We start from the raw sequence: 18,643 nt of genomic DNA on the forward strand, positions 1-18,643 counted from the left end.
CTCCGAGGATGACCTTGCAACCATAAAGCGCTTCCGAACTACCATCAGAGCGCCATCCCACGGGCAGCTACTCAACCGCCTCGCGCTGGCGTAATCTCAGCCAATCTCATAGCACCACCCCCCCAGACCCTGACCGGAATCAAGCCGCAGGCGCCGGTCAAGCGCCTGCCCGTCCGGCGGGCTGGCGCTCCCCAACCACCAGCGCTTCGAATACCCCGAAGATGACCCTACAACCTTAAAGCGCTTCCGAATGACCGTAGGTGCGCCACCCCACGGGCAGGCGCTCAACCGCCTCGTGTTGGCACCTCCTGCAACCCGGCAAAACCGCACCCGTGATCGCCACCCTCCCAGCCCCGACTCACCTTCACCAAAGACCATCCCACCACCGCGAACCCGCGCCTTTCGAGCAAATTTCTCAAACCACGGTTACCGCTTCCTTCCACCCCCGGCCGTTGCATCGCCAATCCTGACACATCCGCACGGTGGCCGGGCAGGGCAGGCGCAGCGGCATTCCCTTGGAAACACACATAGATTCGCCCGGCACCGCCAAACCCTGCCAACCCGCTCCCTCACCGCTCGTTAAGAAGTCTTACAGCGCAACAGCGCCAAATTGCCTATGCATGGGATGTGCATCGCTTGTGCATGGTTTGTGTCCTGCAAAATTCCGCACACCAAGCAGGGGTAACGCGCCGTTCTCTCGCAAAACCGCACAGCCCGTCAGGCAGGCTTTGGCGTTGGTGAAACCGCGCCTTCCAGGACTTTCAAAGGGGCCGCACGGCGGCGTTTCACCGTTTCTCCACCCGAGCCATAAACCTGTTTTGAGGCTTCCAGCATAAACACCCCTCCCGCCAGCGAAGTTGCCAGTTTTTCGCCAGCCTTTTCCCAGAAGTTGCTGGATTTAATCCAGAATCTGCGGTGCGACGGCGGGGTGAACAGGGCGGCGCGGTAGCGCTCCGGCACAAAACCATGCGCCTTCAGTTGCGCCTCAAGCTGGGTGATCGAGTAGGGCCGACCAAAGCCAAATGGCGTCCCATCCCGCCGCGCCCAAAGCCCGGCCCGGTTTGGCACCACGAAAATCGCCCGCCCACCCGGCCCGAGAATCCGATGAACTTCGTCCAGCAAGCGCCCGGAATCATTGCTTGTTTCCAACCCATGCAGGCAGGCCAGCTTATCAACCATCCCGGTGGGCACTGGCCAAAGCGTCTCCTCCACCAGCACCGAATGGTTGTCTTGCCCCGAGGGCCAGGGAACCACCCCCTGCTCCCCCGGCATAAGCGCCATGACTCGGCGCGCATCGCGCAGGTAAGGCCGCAGGAGCGGGGTCGCAAACCCATAGCCTGCAACCGTTTGCCCCTTGGCCTCGGGCCAGAACTCCAGCAGCCGATCCCGGATCGCCCGCTGCGCCACCCGGCCAAGCTGGGTGCGGTAGTAAAAGTTCCTAAGGTCCAGAACGTCGAGGTGCATGTTGCAGCGCAGGGCCCTTTGCGTCATTCTTCAGGGCCAAGATAGCAGCGCCCGAAGGAAACGCCATGCCCCTCGATATCCTCACCGTTCCCTGCCTCTCTGACAACTACGCCTATGTGGTCAAAGGCCCCGATGGGGTGTGCCTGATCGACGCGCCCGAAGCGGGCCCAATCATTGATGCGCTGGAGGAAAAAGGCTGGAATCCCGGTGTGTTGATGCTCACCCACCACCACCATGACCACGTTGGCGGGGTTGCGGAGCTGCGTGAGAAGTATGGGCTGAAGGTGATGGGCCCCAAGGCCGAGGAGGCCAAGCTGCCACCTCTGGACTTGGCGCTGGAAGAGGGCACAAACGGCGGTGAGGGTGAGGGTTATACCGTGCCGCTCTCGGTGCCGGGCCACACCCTGGGGCACATGGCATTCCACTTTCCGAACGGCGGCGCGGTGTTTACCGCCGACAGCCTGATGGCGCTGGGCTGTGGCCGGGTGTTTGAGGGGACGATGGAGATGATGCACAACAGTCTTCAGAAGCTCGCCGCCCTGCCGCCCGAAACGGTGGTCTATTCCGGCCACGAATACACCAGCGCCAACGCCCGCTTCGCGCTCACCGTCGATCCCGACAACGAAGCCCTTCAGGCCCGCGCCAAAGAGGTGGCCGAAGCCCGCGCCGCAAACCAGCCAACCGCACAGGTGAAACTGTCTGTTGAACTCGCCACCAACCCCTTCCTTCGCTGCGCTGACCCCAGCATCCGCGCACATCTCGGCATGGAAGGTGCAAAAGATGCTGAAATTTTCGCCGAACTGCGCCGTCGCAAGGATGCATTCTGAAACCCCTGCCTTATATAAGGAAAAGAGCCGTTTCGCGGCCCTCCGAACTGATCACAATTTGTGCATATTCGGCGCGAAATGGAAAAATCCTCAGAAAAGGGCTTGAAGGATCGGCATTTCCACCGAACTTTAATCATATGAGGCCACGGTAATGGACGGGCCCGAACCCATCCAGGCCACCTAGGGAAAGGAGCACAAAGCGTGCCATCGTTTTCGAACACCCTCGAGCAAGCAATCCATGCCGCGCTGGCACTTGCCAACGCGCGACGCCACGAACTCGCCACGCTGGAACATCTCCTGCTGGCCCTGATTGACGAACCTGACGCCGCCAAGGTGATGCAGGCCTGTTCCGTTGATCTGGATGACCTTCGCAGCACTCTAAACGACTTCATTGATGAAGACCTTTCAACGCTCGTCACCGAGATTGAAGGCTCCGAAGCCGTGCCAACTGCCGCGTTTCAGCGGGTGATCCAACGCGCCGCGATTCATGTGCAAAGCTCCGGTCGCACCGAGGTGACGGGCGCCAATGTGCTGGTGGCGATCTTCGCCGAGCGCGAGAGCAACGCCGCCTTCTTCCTGCAAGAGCAGGACATGACCCGCTATGACGCGGTGAATTTCATCGCCCATGGCGTCGCCAAAGACCCGGCCTTCGGTGAAAGCCGCTCGGTTTCGGGATCGACCGACATGGACGGAGAGCATGACGCCTCTGAAACGGTGAACGCCGAGAGCGAAGAAAAAGAAAACGCGCTGTCGAAATACTGCGTCGACCTTAACGCCAAGGCGCGTGACGGTGAGGTCGATCCGCTGATCGGGCGCGAGTCCGAGGTGGAGCGTTGTATTCAAGTGCTTTGCCGCCGCCGCAAGAACAACCCGCTTCTGGTGGGGGATCCGGGCGTTGGCAAAACGGCCATCGCTGAGGGCCTTGCGCGTAAAATCGTGCAGGGTGAAACGCCCGAAGTGCTTGCGAAATCTACCATCTTTTCGCTCGATATGGGCGCATTGCTGGCTGGCACGCGCTACCGCGGTGACTTTGAAGAACGGCTGAAAGCGGTGGTGACCGACCTTGAAAAACACCCCGATGCGGTGCTTTTCATCGACGAAATCCACACCGTGATCGGTGCAGGTGCCACTTCGGGTGGGGCCATGGATGCCTCAAACCTGCTGAAGCCAGCCCTTCAGGGCGGCAAGATGCGCTGCATGGGGTCCACCACCTACAAGGAGTTCCGCCAGCACTTCGAGAAGGATCGCGCCCTCAGCCGCCGGTTCCAGAAGATTGATGTCAACGAGCCCTCGGTGGATGACAGCGTCAAAATCCTGCGCGGCCTCAAGCCCTACTTCGAGGAACACCACGACATCAAATACACCGCCGATGCCATCAAGTCCGCGGTGGAGCTTTCGGCCCGTTACATCAATGACCGCAAGCTGCCGGATAAGGCGATCGACGTGATCGACGAGGCCGGCGCGGCCCAGCACCTTGTGGCCGAAAGCAAGCGGCGCAAGACCATTGGTGCCAAGGAGATCGAGGCTGTTGTTGCCAAGATCGCCCGCATCCCGCCAAAGAACGTCAGCAAAGACGATGCCGAGCTGCTGCGCGATCTGGAAAACTCGCTCAAGCGGGTGGTGTTTGGTCAGGATACCGCGATCGAGGCTCTGAGTTCGGCGATCAAACTGTCTCGCGCGGGCCTTCGTGAACCGGAGAAGCCCATCGGCAACTACCTCTTTGCGGGCCCCACCGGGGTTGGCAAAACCGAGGTGGCCAAGCAGCTTGCAGATCAGCTTGGGGTGGAATTGCTGCGCTTTGATATGTCCGAGTACATGGAAAAGCACGCGGTAAGCCGCTTGATCGGTGCGCCTCCGGGCTATGTTGGCTTTGATCAGGGCGGGCAGTTGACGGACGGGGTGGACCAGCATCCGCACTGTGTGCTGTTGCTCGATGAGATCGAGAAAGCGCACCCGGATGTCTATAACATCCTGCTGCAAGTCATGGATAACGGTCGCCTGACTGACCACAACGGGCGCGAGGTGGATTTCCGCAACGTGATCCTGATCATGACCTCGAATGCGGGCGCGACTGAACAAGCCAAGGAGGCCATCGGCTTTGGCCGGGACCGGCGCGAGGGTGAGGATATGGCAGCCATTGAGCGCACGTTCACCCCCGAATTCCGCAACCGACTGGATGCTGTTATCAGCTTCGCACCGCTGTCACGCGATGTGATCATTCGGGTGGTCGAGAAGTTTGTGCTTCAACTTGAGGCCCAGTTGATGGACCGCAACGTGACCTTTGAGCTTACCCCAAAGGCCGCCGAGTGGCTCGCCGAGAAGGGCTATGATGACAAGATGGGCGCAAGGCCGCTTGGCCGGGTGATCCAGGAGAGCATCAAGAAGCCGCTGGCCGAAGACCTGCTGTTTGGCAAGCTGATGAAAGGCGGGATCGTCAAGGTTGGCGTCAAGAACGGAGAGATCGACCTGCGGATCGAGGAGCCTCAAAAGGCGCGTCTCGCCAGTCGCAAGAAACCGCCATTGCTCACTGCCGAATGAGCGAAGGACGAAAAAACAAGCAAGGGGAGCGCTTTCGGGCGCTCCTTTTGTGTATTGTGGCCGCAGTCGCCGCGCCCGGAGCACTGGCCGCCAAAGACCTGCTGCTCGGCCAACCGGTTGACTGCACGCTTGGGCGAAATTGTTATATTCAACAATACTTTGACCGCGACCCAGCCGAAGGCGCAGTTGCCGATCATGGTTGCGGGTCGCTGGCGAACGACGATCATGGCGGCACTGATTTTGCGGTAATCACGATGCAGCAGGTCAAAGCGGGCGTCACGGTTGTGGCGGCGGCTCCTGGAACCGTTGTGGGGCTGCGCGATGGCATGCCTGATGTCTCATCCCTAAGCCCCGCTGCGCCGGATTTGGAGGGGAAGGACTGCGGCAACGGGGTTGTGATCAGCCACGGCGGCGGCTGGCTCACCCAGTATTGCCACATGCGCCAAGGCTCGGTCGTGGTTGAAAAGGGCCAGCGCGTTGCGATGGGCACACCGCTTGGGTTGATTGGCATGTCGGGCCGCGCTTCGTTCCCTCATATGCACCTGACCGTTCGCCACAACGGTGAAAAAGTAGACCCGTTTGATCTTACCGCCGGCCCGTCTGCGGCCTGTGTGCAGGGCGATGCGGCGGAAAAGAGCATCTGGCTGGAGCCCCCTGCATATATCCCCGGTGGCCTGCTTTCTGCGGGGTTTGCACAAGAGGTGCCCACTATCGCGCAGGTGCGTGATGGGCTCAATAGCCCCGCTGTGTCCTCCCCCAAGGCCCCGGCCTTGGTTGTTTGGGGCTACGCCTTCGCCGGGCAAACCGGAGATGAGATCGAGATCATCTTCGAGGGGCCGGAAGGCGAGATCGGGCGCCATACCGATACGCTGAAAAAATCGCAGCCCTTTGTTCTCAGAGCCTATGGAAAGCGCACCCCCGAGGCGGGTTGGCCATGGGGGGTGTACCGTGGCACGGTGATCCACCGACGCGGTGCGCAAGAACTTGGCCGCCGGATGGTGGAAACCGAGGTCAACTAGCGCGGTGCCGCCAAGAAAAAAGCACTAGCGCAGGAAGCCGATAGCGTAGGTTGCGGCCATTTCATGAGCATTGAGAAAGGTCTCCAGCTTGCTGCCCTCAGGCTGTCCGCCCGGTGCAGTTGCCGTTTCCGCCGCTGCAAGACCGCCGGTGATGAAAAGCGTATCCAAGCCCTCGCCAAGCCCGCCTTTCACATCGGTCATCACCCCGTCCCCAATGCACAGCACAGGGCTGTCCGGGTCGCCACCTGCTTCAACAAGCCGGGCGCGGGCGAGGTCGTAGATCGGCGGATGCGGCTTGCCAAAGTACAGGCTTTCGCCGCCCATCTCGGTGTAGAGGGCGGCAATCGCACCGGCACACCACTCCCGCGTTCCGCCCCGATCCACCACGATATCGGGGTTGGCACAGAGCAGCTTTAACCCTTTTTGCTTTGCATAAAGCAACTGTGGGCGCATCTCCGCAGGATCAGCGAAGGCGTCAAACGGGCCGGTGCACACGATGCCTTCGGCCTCGTCCAGTGCGACCCGCTGGATTGGAACAGGTTCATGAACGATGTGGATCGGCTCAAAGAACGGCAAATCCTCATCGCCGCCCATGAACCACACCTTATTGCCAACCGCACCACGGAACATCGCGGCGCGGGCGCTGTCACCGGAGGTGGCGATCGTGTCCCACGCATCATCGGGCACACCCCAACGAACAAGCTGCTTTTGCACCTCGCGTCGGGAGCGCGGCGCGTTGGTCAACAGCACCACCTTCTTGCCTGCCGCGCGAAAGCCACGCAGGGCCTCCACCGCTTCGGGAAAGGTGGTTACGCCGTCATGGACACATCCCCAAAGGTCAACGAAGGCGGCGTCATACAGATGCGCCACCTCCGCCAGATTGCTGATAATGCGGGCCATGCGCCCCTAGACCTTGAGGTTGGGAATGATCTGCTTCTTGCGGCTCATCACGCCCGGCAGCACCACGGTGTCACCGGAAACAGAAGCGCCAAAGCTCTTTTCAGCAACCGTTTTTACCAGATCATTCGGCACCAGAAGGGTGGCTTCTTCCGCAAGAATATCCACCACGAAGAGCAGCACCTGATCCACGCCATCTTCGGCGGCGACGGTTTTCATGCTGTCGATGAGCGAGGCCTTGCGATCAAGCACGATCTTGGGCGCGGTGGTTTCCAGGACCGACACGCGGAATTTCGTGCCGTCGACTTCGTATTCCTTGCTGTCCATCCGCAGCAGCTCGGCGTCCGAAAAGGCCGAAACATCGGATTTCGCCTCGAACATTTCCGAGGCATAGGCCGGGATATCAAGGCCAAGGTCTTTGGCAAGCTCTTCGGCCAGCGCCTTGTCTTGATCGGTTGTGGTCGGCGAGCGGAATTCCAGCGTGTCAGACAGGATGCACGACAGCATCAGCCCCTTGATCCCTTCAGGCATCTGCGCGGCATTGTCGCCCATCAGGTTGTGCATGATGGTTGCGGTGCAGGCGAGCGGCTTGATCGTGATGTCGATCGGGGCCTTGGTTTCGATGCCGCCGGTCAGCTTGTGGTGGTCGATGATCTGGAGAATATCGGCATCGTTGATCGCATCGGGGAGTTCGGCGGGGTTGTTGGTGTCGACGATCACCACCTGCTCGCCCTCGGAGACGCCAGAGATGATCGCGGGCTGCTCATAGCCCCATTTCTTGAGCACGAAGGCGGCCTCGGTGTTGGGCTTGCCCAGCAAGACCGCCTCGGCAGGTTGCTTGCGCACTTCGGAAAGATACCAGGCCCAGATAAGTGGGGAGCCGGTGCTGTCAGTGTCGGGGGATTTGTGGCCAAAAACCTTGATTGTCATGTCTGCCTGCTTTGCTGGGTGAGGAGGTCGCGGGCCTTATAAGCGGGGCGGCGGCGCTTGTCACCCGGCGTGATGATGGCCCGCAGATTGGGCGGGCTTTTGTCACTTGGTGGTCAGCAGCACAGGGTAGAGCGAGGCGACCAGCAGCAGTGCCATGACGATGTTGAAGCTGCGCAACCTCAGTGGAGAGGTGAGCCACCGGCTGACCTGTTGGCCGAGTGTCACCCAAAGGCTATTGGCCGGGAAGGCCACCAGTGCAAAACAGCCCGCCACCACCGCCACCGACGCAAGGTCGCGCTGCGGGGCGTAAACGGTGATCGCTGTGAGTGCCATGGACCAGGCCTTGGGGTTGACCCATTGAAAGGCAGCTGCCTGAAGCGGTGACATGGGGGTGCTGCCAGCCGGGCGACCTTCTGGCGCGGCAGCATTGGCGATTTTCCACGCGAGCCACAGCATATAGGCAATGGCGAGGCCTTTGAGCGCCAGATAGCTCCAGGGCATCAGATCAAACAGCGCCATCAATCCCGCGCCAACGCCGAGGATCAGCACCACAATGCCGGTCAGAATGCCCAGCATATGCGGCACGGTGCGCCGGAAGCCGAAGTTGGCCCCGGAGGCGAGCAGCATCATATTGTTCGGCCCCGGCGTGACCGTGCTGGCCAGCGCGTAGAGAATGAGGGCGGGAAGGAAGGATTGCATCATTGCGCAAGGATTGCGGCTTTGTGGGACAATAGGCTTGCGTTCTTGCCGAATTCGGCGGAGTTTTTGCACGAAATGGCGAAAATTGATCACATTAACGAGCGGATATTGCGCGAACTGGCTGCTGATGGTCGCGTGAGCAATATCCAACTGGCCGAACGCGTGAGCCTGTCCCCATCGGCCTGTTTGCGGCGGGTCCAGGATCTTGAGCGTGCTGGCGTCATTAAAGGCTACAAGGCGGTGATCGATCCGGGCGCGACAGGCCGCAGTTTTGTTGCGATGCTCGGGGTGGGGCTATCGGTCCATACAAAGCAGAGCCAAGAAGCCTTTGAGCGGGCAATGTTGCGGGCGCCACAGGTGCGTGAGTGTCATAATATCACCGGCGCGATAGAGTATTTACTGCGGGTAGAGGTGGAGAACCTGGCGGCCTTCAAGCTGTTTCACACCGAAATTCTTGGCACCCTTCCGCAGGTAAATTCGATCACCACTTATGTCGTAATGAACTCGCCCAAAGACGACAGGGCCTAGCGGGATGCCAAAACGGTGGCGGCCCGAGTACCAGTGGGAAGGCATTTCTGGGATAGTTTTGTTCACCCCGGATACACGCCCTATCCGGTTTCTTGCGGTGCTACGCGTCAATCGCAGGTGGCCGAGGTTGCAAGCGGTAAAGTCCTTGCCGGAACGCGGCGATTTTTGCATCCATACTGGTTGACTCGCCCCGGCCACATCCTTATCTCCACATTGTTATCACTCGCCGATGGTGAGTGCTAATGATAGAATCATAACCTCGAACGAAGGAGCGTTCAGAGATGGCATTTACCCCTCTTCATGACCGCGTCGTGGTCCGCCGCGTCGAATCAAACGAAAAGACTGCCGGTGGACTCATCATCCCCGAGAGCGCCAAGGAAAAGCCCGCTGAGGGCGAGATCGTGGCCGTTGGTGCAGGCGCTCGTGACGACGCCGGAAACCGCATCGCCCCCGATGTGAACGCGGGCGACCGCGTGCTGTTCGGCAAGTGGTCCGGCACCGAAGTACAGATCGACGGCGAAGAGCTGCTGATCATGAAAGAAAGCGACATCATGGGCGTTATCGCCTGATAACGCTTTCGAATTTCAACGAAATTCCGAGATACTAGGAGAAAGACATGGCTGCGAAAGACGTCAAGTTCGACACCGACGCCCGTAACCGTATGCTCAAGGGTGTTAACATCCTCGCTGACGCGGTGAAGGTAACCCTCGGCCCCAAAGGCCGTAACGTTGTGCTGGAGAAATCCTTCGGCGCTCCCCGCATCACCAAAGACGGTGTGTCGGTGGCCAAAGAGATCGAGCTGGAAGACAAGTTCGAGAACATGGGCGCACAGATGGTGAAGGAAGTTGCTTCCCGCACCAATGATGAGGCCGGCGACGGCACCACCACCGCGACCGTGCTGGCCCAGGCCATCATCAAGGAAGGCCTCAAATCGGTTGCCGCTGGCATGAACCCGATGGACCTCAAGCGCGGCATCGACCTTGCCACCGCCAAAGTGGTTCAGGCCATCAAGGATGCGTCCCGCGAAGTGAACGACAGCGCCGAAGTTGCGCAGGTTGGCACCATCTCCGCCAACGGCGAATCCGAGATCGGCCAGCAAATCGCTGACGCGATGCAGAAAGTCGGCAACGAGGGTGTGATCACCGTCGAAGAGAACAAAGGCCTCGAAACCGAGACCGAAGTTGTCGAAGGCATGCAGTTTGATCGTGGGTACCTTAGCCCCTACTTCGTGACCAACCCCGACAAGATGATCGCCGAGATGGAAGATTGCCTGATCCTGCTGCACGAGAAAAAGCTCTCGTCGCTCCAGCCGATGGTTCCTCTGCTCGAGTCCGTGATCCAGAGCCAGAAGCCGCTTCTGATCATCGCCGAAGACGTGGAAGGCGAAGCTCTTGCCACCCTCGTGGTGAACAAGCTGCGTGGCGGCCTCAAGATTGCTGCCGTCAAGGCACCGGGCTTCGGCGACCGCCGCAAGGCCATGTTGCAAGACATCGGCATTCTGACCGGTGGTCAGGTGATCTCCGAAGATCTGGGCATGAAGCTTGAGTCGGTCACCATGGACATGCTCGGCTCCGCCAAGAAGGTCACCATCACCAAAGACGAGACCACCGTGGTCGACGGCGCTGGTGAGAAGGCCGAGATCGAAGCCCGCGTGAACCAGATCCGCCAGCAGATCGAGGAAACCACCTCGGACTACGACCGCGAGAAGCTGCAAGAGCGTGTGGCCAAGCTGGCTGGCGGCGTTGCCGTGATCCGCGTTGGTGGCATGACCGAAGTGGAAGTGAAAGAGCGCAAGGACCGTGTTGACGATGCGCTCAACGCAACCCGTGCGGCCGTGCAAGAGGGTATTGTTGTGGGCGGTGGTGTTGCTCTGGTTCAGGGTGCCAAGGCGCTTGCTGGCCTGACTGGCGCGAACAGCGACCAGAATGCCGGGATCACCATCGTTGCCAAGGCTCTCGAAGCTCCGCTGCGCCAGATCGCCGAGAACTCCGGCGTAGACGGCTCGGTTGTGGCAGGCAAGATCCGCGAGAGCGAAGACAAGACCTTTGGCTTCAACGCTCAAACCGAAGAGTATGGCGACATGTTCAAGTTCGGCGTGATCGACCCCGCTAAAGTGGTTCGCACCGCTCTGGAAGATGCGGCCTCGATTGCCGGTCTGCTGATCACCACGGAAGCCATGGTTGCCGACAAGCCCGCCAAAGAAGGCGCACCCGCCGGTGGCGGCATGCCCGACATGGGCGGCATGGGCGGCATGATGTAAGCCACTCGCGCTTGGAAATAAGGGAAAGGGCCGCCATTTGGTGGCCCTTTTTCGTTCACCGCCGGTTGCCAAGGCGCGCAGCGTCAACACTGTGGCAGCCGCCCCCGGCCGGATAACGAAAATGCGACAGGGATGACGGTTAGCGCCCCTTTTGCTTTTTACCCGAGCAAGTTACTGCGCCTCATGCAGCTTGCCCTTTTGACCGCCCTCGCCATGTTGGCTTTTGCCGCAAACTCCCTGCTCAACCGGGCCGGGGTGGAGCACGGCGGTATCGGGCCGATGGAATTTGCCCTTGTACGCGTGGCGGGCGGGGCGCTAGTTTTGGCCGCTCTAGTGGCCATGCGTGGGGGCCGCCTGCCGCTTTGGCAGCGGGGGCGCGTGTTGGGGGCCGTTTCCCTGACGGCTTATATGATCGGGTTTTCCGGGGCCTATCTTGCGCTGGATGCGGGGCTTGGGGCGCTGATCCTGTTTGGCGTGGTGCAGGTGAGCATGTTTGCGTGGGCTTCGTGGCGTGGCGCGGTGCCCAAGGGGCGGCAGCTTGCCGGGGCGGCGCTGGCCTTTGGCGGGCTGGCTTGGCTGCTTTGGCCCGGCGGTGCGGCCCCTGTTGACGCGCCGAGCGCGGCGCTGATGGTGATCGCCGGGGTGGGCTGGGCGGCCTACACGCTTTCGGGGCGCACATCGCCTGATCCACTGGGCGCGACGGCGGCGAATTTCCTGCTATGCCTGCCACTCACTGGCTTGGCGGTGCTGGCGTTCGGCGCGGGAAACTGGGCCTTGCCCGGCGTCCTGCTCGCGATGATCTCTGGCGGGCTGACCTCTGGCCTTGGCTATGCGCTTTGGTATGCGGTGCTGCCGCGCATCGAGGCGGGCACGGCGGCGGTGGTGCAGCTTTCTGTCCCGGTGATTGCCTTGGCCACCGGCGCGTTGCTGCTCGGCGAGTCTCTCGGCCCGCGCCTCTTGCTGGCCGGGGCCATCGTGCTGGCCGGGATTGCGCTGGCGCTCACCGAATCAAGGGCTCCAACGGATCGTAGCCAAACCCGCGACTGAACGCGATTTGCCCAAGGCTGCCCGGCTTGTGGGGCAGGGCGCTTAGCTCTTCTTCCGTGACCCAGCGCCGCTTGCTCACAATCCTTTCCGGATCTTCCCAATCATCGCGCAGTTCTCCCGCGATCAGCTTGCAGCGAAAGAAGATTTCAACCTGGTGAAAGCCCGTCGCCTCCTCGTGATACTCATTCACAAGGCAAGGCGGTCCCACCTGCACGGTCAGGCCGGTTTCTTCATGCACTTCACGGGCGAGATTGTCGGGCAGGGAGGCGTGCATCTCTGCACCGCCGCCGGGGGCGCACCACAGCGGATTGGCCGGATCGGCCCAGGCGTTAACGATGAGCAGGTGGTTGTCTTCCACGATGATGGCGCGGGTGGCGAGGCGAATGGGCATGGCGCTAACCTGACGCTGCGGCGCGGCGCTGGCAAGAGGGCCGATGCTCCCCTATATGAGAAAGATGCGCCAGATTGCCCTTGCCCTTCTGCTCACCCTCGCCGCCGTTCCTGCCACGGCAAAAGAGTGCGTTGTTCTGCTGCATGGGCTTGCTCGCACCTCAAATTCCATGGCTCCGCTTGACTTTGCGCTGGAGCAGGCGGGGTACAATGTGCTGGCCCCTGATTACGCCTCAACCTCCAGGCCGATCCAGGAACTTGCCGCCGTTGTGCCGCAGGCTTATGCGGCATGTGAGGGGGAAAAGGTGCACTTCGTGACCCACTCGATGGGCGGAATTCTCGTGCGCGTTTGGCTGCGCGATGCCCGCCCCAAGCGGCTGGGGCGCGTGGTGATGCTGGGCCCGCCAAATGAGGGCAGCGAACTGGTGGATGCGCTGGGGGATTGGGCCTTGTTTGACGCGGTGAATGGCCCGGCTGGCGATCAGTTGGGCACCGATGCTGCCTCAATCCCGCAGCGGCTTGGCCCGGCGTGGTTTGCGCCCGGCATCATTGCCGGTGATCTCAGCTTCAACCCGATCTACAGCTCAATCATTCCCGGCCCGGATGACGGCAAGGTCGCGGTTGCGGCCACCCATCTTGACGGCGAGGCGGACCGGATCACCCTGACGGTGACGCACACCTTCATGATGTCCAACCCGCTGGTCATGGCGCAGGTCTTGACCTTCCTTCAGACCGGGGCGTTTGACGACGATTTGACCTACGCCGATGCCGTTGCAATGGGGCTGACCGGGATCACCGAGTAGCGGTTTGCACCCGGTTTACATGGCCCATCTTGCGGCCCGGTCTGGCCTCGGCCTTGCCGTAAAGGTGGATCGCAGCGTGCCGCTCGCGGGAAATCTCGGGGAGCCGGTCGATATCATCGCCGATCAGGTTTTCCATCACCACATCAGCATGACGTTGCCCATCGGCCAGCGGCCAGCCAGCAATGGCGCGGACGTGCTGCTCAAACTGGTCAACCGCACAGCCATTTTGTGTCCAATGGCCGGAATTATGCACTCGGGGCGCGATTTCATTGACGATCAGCGCACCGGGGGTGACAAAAAGCTCCACCCCCATCACGCCAACATAATCCAGCGCGTTCAGGATTTTGCCAGCCATGAGGGCGGCATCAAGCGCGAGCCGTGGCGGCAGGTTCGCGGGCACCGTGGTGGTCGAGAGGATGCCGTCTTTGTGGACGTTCTCGCCGGGATCAAAGCACACAACCTCGCCCGATAGCCCCCGCGCGGCGATCACCGAAACCTCAAGCGAGAAATTGACGAACCCTTCCAGAACCGACTCGGCACCCTCCATCGCCGCCCATGCTGCCGCACCATCTTGCCCGGCATTCAGGCGGGCCTGGCCCTTGCCATCATAGCCCAAGCGGCGGGTTTTCAGGATTGAAGGCGCGCCAATTTTGGCGACGGCGGCCTCCATCTCCTGCGGCGAAGCGACGGGCGCGAACGGCGCCGTTGCAAGGCTGAGATCCCGCAAAAAGGCCTTTTCGATCAGCCGGTCCTGGCTCACCCGCAGGGCTTCACGGCCGGGGCGGATCGGGCGGATCGCTTCGAGAACGTCGAGCGCGGCGGTGGGAATGTTTTCAAACTCGTAGGTGATCACATCCACGTCGCCCGCAAAGGCAACCAGCGCTTCTGTATCATCGTAGCTCGCACGAGTGACCTTATGGGCCACGTCCCCGGCGGGGGATGCGTTTGGCTCAAAAATATGGGTTTTGTAGCCTAAGCGCGCGGCCGCCACCGAGAGCATCCGGCCAAGTTGGCCGCCGCCCAAAATCCCGATCGTGGACCCCTGCGCGAGCGGTTCAGTCATCCTGCGGCACCTCGGGGATCGAGGCCGAAAGAGTTTCCCGCCACGCCTCAAGCCGCTCGGCCAGCGCCTCGTCTGAAACGGCCAGAATGCCCGCGGCCATCAAGCCCGCATTCGCCGCGCCCGCCTCGCCAATCGCCATGGTCGCCACGGGAAAGCCGCGCGGCATCTGGACAATGGAATAAAGGCTGTCAACGCCGGAAAGCGCCTTTGTTTGCACCGGCACGCCAATTACCGGCACGCGGGTTTTCGAGGCCATCATGCCGGGCAAATGCGCCGCGCCGCCTGCACCTGCGATAATTGCCTTCAAGCCACGCCCGGCGGCCTCTTTGCCATAGGTCCAAAGCCTGTCAGGGGTGCGGTGGGCCGATACGATCCGGGCTTCATACACCACGCCCAAAGCATCAAGAATATCGGCGGCGTGTTTCATGGTTGGCCAGTCTGACTGGCTTCCCATGATTATGCCCACAAGCGGATCGGCCATGGTGCGGCTCCCTCACATCCCTCTGAAAAGAGCGCCCCTTATAGCCGCATGGCCGGGTTACGCAATGATATCGGGGTAAAGCTGGTCTTCGATGCGCCCGATCTCATCCTTGAGAGCCAGTTTGCGCTTTTTGAGCCGTTGCAGCGTGAAGCGATCACTGGTGTTGCGCTCATGCAGCGCCTCGATAGCGCCGTCCAGATCGCGATGTTCGCACTTGAGCACCTCCAGCTTAACGCGGAGCACCTCTTCATGGCTCATCTCACCGGGAGCATGTATGGGCATATCGTCTGGCATGGTGGTGGGTGGATCATAGGCATTTTCCACGTTTGCTCAATGGCCTGGCCTTGTTTGATTAGCAACAAATGCCCATATCTGTAGGGCGGTGCCCATGATGGGGCCGCGTATAGCATTGTCGCTTGCCAAAAAGGGCCATGCCAGATGAGCAAACTGAATTTCGGGTCGCACCCTTTCCTGTTAGGTTTCGAGCAGCTTGAACGGCTGGTCGAACGCACTGCCAAGACCGGCAGCGAGGGGTATCCACCGTTCAACATTGAGCAATCCAGCGAAAACAGCTACCGCATCACGCTTGCGGTGGCCGGATTTGCGGAACAAGACCTCTCGATCACGGTTGAGGAATCACAACTGGTGATCCGTGGGCGCCAGTCTGAGGAAGACGAAGGCCGTATTTTCCTCCATCGTGGCATCGCCGCCCGCCAGTTTCAGCGCAGCTTCGTGCTGGCAGACGGCGTTGAAGTCGCCGGTGCCAAAATGGAAAACGGGCTCCTGCATGTGGATCTGATGCGAGCGGAGCCGGAAACGGTCATCCAGACGATCAAGATCGAACGGGGTTGAGGGACAAGCGCGAAAGGAGACTGCGATGAATACGAAGTTTGATTTTAACGACCACGGCGCAACCGAGCAGCCGATCGTCTATGTCCGTAAGGCCAATGTAGATGAACTGCCCGATGAGGTGCGCGACCAGCCTGAACTGGTAGATGATATCTACGCAGTTCACAGCATTGATGGTGAGCGCCTTGCCTTGGTGCAAGGCCGCGAGCTGGCCTTCGTGCTGGCACGCCGGCATGACATGGCTCCTGTCACCGTTCACTGAATTGGGCGCTTGAGGTGCGTCCGCTCAAGCGGCGGCAATCAATCAGGCGAGAGAAAAGGTCAGGATATCCTGACCGGGCACCTCGTGGCCCCCTGACAGAGACCATTGACCTCTGGCGAAAGCCTCTACTTTCAGCCCCGCCTTGGCGGCCTCTTCTTCGAGCCGCTGCAAGCTGTAGCCGGTTGCACCGGGCACCTTGGCGGGGTCATTATGGAAAAAGCCCGGTTCAACTTCATGTTGGAATGTCAGATTGCGCGCGCCGCCGCCGCCGATCTTCTCCAGGTGAGCTGGCAGGCCCTCATGGATCACGAACATGCTGGCCAGCACCCGCCCGCCGGGCCGCAGGATGCGGGCAAACTCGCCCATGTAGCGGGCAAGATCACCGGGGAACATATGGGTGAAGACTGAAAACAGGAAGATCAGGTCAACCGTGCCATCTTCGCGAGGCACGGAGTAGGCATCCATCGCTTCGGTGCCCGATGGGTTGTGCTGCTTATCGGCGACATTGAAGTGGACAAAGGCAAAGCGTTTGTCAGTGGCGGCGATGTTTTTCTGCGCCCAGGCGATGCTATCGGGCATGATATCAATGCCCAAATAGGTGCCATCGTTTGGAAGGTGCGAAAGAAGCGCAATCGCATCGCGGCCAACACCGCAGCCGATTTCCACCACGTCGACCGCATCTGCAAGCCCGCCAAAGCGGGTGAGGGCCTCGATGTGATTATCGGAAACGGCGGTGAAATTCGCCAGCGTTCCGGTGCGCCAGGCTAGGTGGCGTGGGATGTTGAACCCGCGGTGGTGAACGGGCGACCCTTCCTTGGGGTCGCCCTTCCCGAGCCGCGAGAACAACCGCCGGATCATCCGGCGATCAGCCCCATTTGCTCAAGTTTCAGGATCACCTGATGCGCGCAGTTATCAACGTCAACGTTTTCGGTCTCAACGCTTAGCTCGGGGTTTTCAGGGGTTTCATAGGGGTCGGAAATCCCGGTGAATTCCTTGATTTTCCCTTCGCGGGCCAGCTTGTAAAGGCCTTTGCGATCGCGCCGTTCGCATTCCTCGATGGAGGTTGCGACATGCACTTCCACAAACGCGCCGAACGCCTCGACATCCTCGCGCACGGCCCTGCGGGTGGTGGTGTAGGGCGCGATGGGCGCGCAGATCGCGATGCCGCCGTTCTTGGTTATCTCGGAGGCAACATAGCCGATGCGGCGGATGTTGAGATCACGGTGCTCTTTGGAAAAGCCCAGCTCGGAGCTGAGGTTTTTGCGCACGATATCGCCATCAAGCAGGGTCACCGGGCGGCCGCCCATTTCCATCAGCTTGACCATCAGAGCGTTGGCGATGGTTGATTTGCCGGAGCCTGAGAAGCCGGTGAAGAACACGGTAAAGCCCTGTTTGGCACGCGGCGGGCGTGTGCGGCGCAACTCCCTGACGACCTCGGGGAAGGAAAACCACTCAGGAATTTCAAGGCCCTCGGCCAGACGGCGGCGCAACTCGGTGCCGGAAATGTTGAGGATGGTCACCTTGTCCTTGTCGGCGATCTCGTCCATCGGCTCGTATTGCGCCCGCTCCTGCACCCAGACCATGTGCTTGAAGTCGACCATCTCTACGCCGATTTCGTCCTGGTATTTCCGGAACAGATCCTGCGCATCGTAGGGGCCGTAAAAATCTTCACCAGCGGAGTTTTTGCCGGGGCCAGCGTGGTCACGGCCAACGATGAAGTGGGTGCAGCCATGGTTGGCGCGGATCAAACCGTGCCAAACGGCCTCACGCGGGCCCGCCATGCGCATGGCGAGGTTGAGCAGGCTCATGGTGGTGGTGGAGGCCGGGTACTTATCAAGCACGGCCTCGTAGCAGCGCACACGGGTGAAGTGATCCACATCGCCCGGCTTGGTCAAGCCAACGACAGGGTGAATGAGCAGGTTGGCCTGCGCTTCCTTGGCGGCACGGAAGGTGAGCTCCTGATGCGCACGGTGCAGCGGATTGCGGGTTTGAAAGGCCACAACACGGCGCCAGCCCAGCTTGCGGAAGTAGGCGCGCAACTCGTTGGGGCTGTCGCGGCGGGCGCGGAAATCATAGTGGACCGGCTGTTGCAGGCCAGTCACCGGGCCGCCGAGGTAGATTTTGCCAGCTTTGTTGTGCAGGTAGTTGACGGCGGGGTGGGCGAGATCATCTGCGCCAAACACCTTTTCAGCCTCGCGCGATTTATCAGGCGTCCAGCAATCCGTCACGTTGAGGGTGGCGAGAATCACGCCCTCCTGGTCGCGCAGCGCAATGTCCTGGCCAAGCTTGATGCTCTCGGCAAATTTCTCCGACACATCCAGCGTGATCGGCATCGGCCAGAGCTTGCCATCCGCAAGGCGCATGTCTTCCACGACGCCGTTGTAATCTTCCTGCGAAAGGAAACCTTTCAGCGGGTTGAACCCCCCATTCATCAGCAGCTCCAGATCGCAAATCTGGCGCGGCGTCAGGTCCCAGCTCGGCAAATCACCGGCTTCGATCTTCAGCTTCTGGGCGCTTTCGTATGAAACATAAAGCTCGGGGATAGGCGTAAGGTTTTGCTGCATGAAACTCGTTCCGGAGATCTGA

Annotated in this window: 20 protein-coding genes; 10 read left to right on the plus strand and 10 right to left on the minus strand. The window is 60.7% G+C overall.

Annotation, left to right across the window (positions count from 1 at the left end):
* Positions 1-717 precede the first annotated feature (717 nt).
* Positions 718-1,464, minus strand: a complete 747-nt coding sequence (locus tag P1U55_RS07690) for a methyltransferase domain-containing protein (protein ID WP_301047012.1) — start codon at positions 1,462-1,464, stop codon at positions 718-720.
* A 65-nt stretch (positions 1,465-1,529) separates the two neighbouring features.
* Here P1U55_RS07690 and gloB point away from each other — a divergent pair, with 65 nt between their 5' ends.
* The 3 genes from gloB to P1U55_RS07705 all read left to right on the plus strand — a co-directional run bounded on the left by gloB (position 1,530) and on the right by P1U55_RS07705 (position 5,848).
* Positions 1,530-2,291, plus strand: a complete 762-nt coding sequence (gene gloB, locus P1U55_RS07695) for a hydroxyacylglutathione hydrolase (RefSeq protein ID WP_301046957.1) — start codon at positions 1,530-1,532, stop codon at positions 2,289-2,291.
* A 201-nt stretch (positions 2,292-2,492) separates the two neighbouring features.
* A complete protein-coding gene (clpA, locus tag P1U55_RS07700; protein WP_301046958.1) occupies positions 2,493-4,829 on the plus strand; it encodes an ATP-dependent Clp protease ATP-binding subunit ClpA in 2,337 nt (778 codons plus the stop codon).
* Positions 4,830-4,885: 56 nt separating this feature from the next.
* Positions 4,886-5,848 (plus strand): M23 family metallopeptidase, encoded by a 963-nt coding sequence (locus tag P1U55_RS07705; protein WP_301046959.1) that lies wholly within the window; start codon positions 4,886-4,888, stop codon positions 5,846-5,848.
* 24 nt (positions 5,849-5,872) lie between these two features.
* On the opposite strand, the gene P1U55_RS07710 is transcribed toward P1U55_RS07705, so the two are convergent.
* From P1U55_RS07710 to P1U55_RS07720, 3 genes are all read right to left on the minus strand, one after another.
* Complete coding sequence (locus tag P1U55_RS07710; RefSeq protein WP_301046960.1) at positions 5,873-6,748, minus strand: TIGR01459 family HAD-type hydrolase; 876 nt, start codon at positions 6,746-6,748, stop codon at positions 5,873-5,875.
* A 6-nt stretch (positions 6,749-6,754) separates the two neighbouring features.
* A complete protein-coding gene (locus P1U55_RS07715) occupies positions 6,755-7,675 on the minus strand; it encodes a manganese-dependent inorganic pyrophosphatase (RefSeq protein ID WP_301046961.1) in 921 nt (306 codons plus the stop codon).
* 102 nt (positions 7,676-7,777) lie between these two features.
* Positions 7,778-8,377 (minus strand): LysE family translocator, encoded by a 600-nt coding sequence (locus P1U55_RS07720; RefSeq protein WP_301046962.1) that lies wholly within the window; start codon positions 8,375-8,377, stop codon positions 7,778-7,780.
* Between the two features lie 72 nt (positions 8,378-8,449).
* Here P1U55_RS07720 and P1U55_RS07725 point away from each other — a divergent pair, with 72 nt between their 5' ends.
* The 4 genes from P1U55_RS07725 to P1U55_RS07740 all read left to right on the plus strand — a co-directional run bounded on the left by P1U55_RS07725 (position 8,450) and on the right by P1U55_RS07740 (position 12,209).
* A complete protein-coding gene (locus tag P1U55_RS07725; RefSeq protein WP_301046963.1) occupies positions 8,450-8,902 on the plus strand; it encodes an Lrp/AsnC family transcriptional regulator in 453 nt (150 codons plus the stop codon).
* Positions 8,903-9,183: 281 nt separating this feature from the next.
* Positions 9,184-9,471: a co-chaperone GroES gene (locus P1U55_RS07730; RefSeq protein ID WP_301046964.1), complete on the plus strand. Its 288-nt coding sequence runs from the start codon at positions 9,184-9,186 to the stop codon at positions 9,469-9,471.
* A 47-nt stretch (positions 9,472-9,518) separates the two neighbouring features.
* Positions 9,519-11,162: a chaperonin GroEL gene (groL, locus tag P1U55_RS07735; RefSeq protein WP_301046965.1), complete on the plus strand. Its 1,644-nt coding sequence runs from the start codon at positions 9,519-9,521 to the stop codon at positions 11,160-11,162.
* Positions 11,163-11,345: 183 nt separating this feature from the next.
* Entirely contained in the window at positions 11,346-12,209 is an 864-nt protein-coding gene (locus P1U55_RS07740; protein ID WP_301046966.1) for a DMT family transporter, read from the plus strand.
* On the opposite strand, the gene P1U55_RS07745 is transcribed toward P1U55_RS07740, so the two are convergent.
* The gene (locus P1U55_RS07745) at positions 12,163-12,600 is read right to left on the minus strand and encodes an NUDIX hydrolase (RefSeq protein WP_301046967.1); all 438 of its coding nucleotides are present in this window, start codon (positions 12,598-12,600) and stop codon (positions 12,163-12,165) included. The genes P1U55_RS07740 and P1U55_RS07745 overlap by 47 nt on opposite strands.
* Before the next feature lie 64 nt (positions 12,601-12,664).
* Here P1U55_RS07745 and P1U55_RS07750 point away from each other — a divergent pair, with 64 nt between their 5' ends.
* Positions 12,665-13,402 (plus strand): alpha/beta fold hydrolase, encoded by a 738-nt coding sequence (locus tag P1U55_RS07750; RefSeq protein WP_301046968.1) that lies wholly within the window; start codon positions 12,665-12,667, stop codon positions 13,400-13,402.
* Here the strand turns inward: P1U55_RS07750 and P1U55_RS07755 are convergent.
* The 3 genes from P1U55_RS07755 to P1U55_RS07765 are packed head-to-tail and all read right to left on the minus strand — an operon-like array spanning position 13,392 to position 15,228.
* Positions 13,392-14,465, minus strand: a complete 1,074-nt coding sequence (locus P1U55_RS07755; protein WP_301046969.1) for a 5-(carboxyamino)imidazole ribonucleotide synthase — start codon at positions 14,463-14,465, stop codon at positions 13,392-13,394. The two genes, P1U55_RS07750 and P1U55_RS07755, sit on opposite strands and share 11 nt — an antisense overlap.
* Positions 14,458-14,946 (minus strand): 5-(carboxyamino)imidazole ribonucleotide mutase, encoded by a 489-nt coding sequence (purE, locus tag P1U55_RS07760; protein ID WP_301046970.1) that lies wholly within the window; start codon positions 14,944-14,946, stop codon positions 14,458-14,460. The genes P1U55_RS07755 and purE overlap by 8 nt, the downstream gene beginning before the upstream one ends.
* Before the next feature lie 57 nt (positions 14,947-15,003).
* Positions 15,004-15,228, minus strand: a complete 225-nt coding sequence (locus tag P1U55_RS07765; RefSeq protein ID WP_301047013.1) for a DUF465 domain-containing protein — start codon at positions 15,226-15,228, stop codon at positions 15,004-15,006.
* Between the two features lie 156 nt (positions 15,229-15,384).
* Between P1U55_RS07765 and P1U55_RS07770 the strand changes: the two genes are divergently transcribed.
* Together P1U55_RS07770 and P1U55_RS07775 are read left to right on the plus strand one after the other, a co-directional pair.
* The gene (locus P1U55_RS07770; protein WP_301046971.1) at positions 15,385-15,798 is read left to right on the plus strand and encodes an Hsp20 family protein; all 414 of its coding nucleotides are present in this window, start codon (positions 15,385-15,387) and stop codon (positions 15,796-15,798) included.
* Positions 15,799-15,823: 25 nt separating this feature from the next.
* The gene (locus P1U55_RS07775; RefSeq protein WP_301046972.1) at positions 15,824-16,057 is read left to right on the plus strand and encodes a DUF1150 family protein; all 234 of its coding nucleotides are present in this window, start codon (positions 15,824-15,826) and stop codon (positions 16,055-16,057) included.
* Positions 16,058-16,099: 42 nt separating this feature from the next.
* On the opposite strand, the gene P1U55_RS07780 is transcribed toward P1U55_RS07775, so the two are convergent.
* Both P1U55_RS07780 and P1U55_RS07785 read right to left on the minus strand, forming a co-directional pair.
* Positions 16,100-16,915, minus strand: a complete 816-nt coding sequence (locus P1U55_RS07780) for a class I SAM-dependent methyltransferase (protein WP_301046973.1) — start codon at positions 16,913-16,915, stop codon at positions 16,100-16,102.
* Positions 16,912-18,621, minus strand: a complete 1,710-nt coding sequence (locus P1U55_RS07785) for a bifunctional sulfate adenylyltransferase/adenylylsulfate kinase (RefSeq protein WP_301046974.1) — start codon at positions 18,619-18,621, stop codon at positions 16,912-16,914. Before P1U55_RS07785 ends, P1U55_RS07780 begins: the two co-directional genes overlap by 4 nt.
* Positions 18,622-18,643 lie beyond the last annotated feature (22 nt).

The sequence above is a fragment of the Vannielia sp. genome (assembly GCF_029212645.1).
Taxonomy (GTDB): domain Bacteria; phylum Pseudomonadota; class Alphaproteobacteria; order Rhodobacterales; family Rhodobacteraceae; genus Vannielia.